The sequence below is a fragment of the Streptococcus mitis genome, from assembly GCF_003942995.1.
Classification (GTDB): domain Bacteria; phylum Bacillota; class Bacilli; order Lactobacillales; family Streptococcaceae; genus Streptococcus; species Streptococcus mitis_CV.
Genome location: NZ_RJOH01000053.1, coordinates 1 through 525, shown reverse-complemented (window position 1 = coordinate 525; position 525 = coordinate 1). Strand labels below are relative to the sequence as shown.

The following is a 525-nucleotide window of genomic DNA, read 5'->3' as shown; positions in this document are numbered from 1 at the left end:
TCTACAATCCTAAGTATGACGATGGACAAGGTAAACCAGGAACTAAGGTAGAAATACCAGTAACAGAAGAGACTGGCAAACCACTTCCAGAGGGTACAAAATTCGAAAGTGATACACCAGGCATCACCGTAGATGACAAGGGCAAAGTAACTGTGACAATTCCAGAGGATAAGAATCCAGGAGATGAAATTACAGGTAAAGTAACCGTAACGTATCCAGATGGATCGAAAGAAGAAATACCAGTAAAAATAACAGTAACCAAACGCGATAAAGACATCTACAATCCTAAGTATGACGATGGACAAGGNAAACCAGGAACTAAGGTAGAAATACCAGTAACAGAAGAGACTGGCAAACCACTTCCAGAGGGTACAAAATTCGAAAGTGATACACCAGGCATCACCGTAGATGACAAGGGCAAAGTAACTGTGACAATTCCAGAGGATAAGAATCCAGGAGATGAAATTACAGGTAAAGTAACCGTAACGTATCCAGATGGATCGAAAGAAGAAATACCAGTAAAAA

General features: G+C 40.5%; 1 protein-coding gene. It reads left to right on the top strand.

Going from position 1 to position 525, the window contains the following annotated elements:
- Positions 1-53: 53 nt before the first annotated feature.
- On the top strand, positions 54-525 hold a 472-nt coding region (locus D8836_RS11120; RefSeq protein WP_474104107.1), incomplete at its 3' end, for a YPDG domain-containing protein.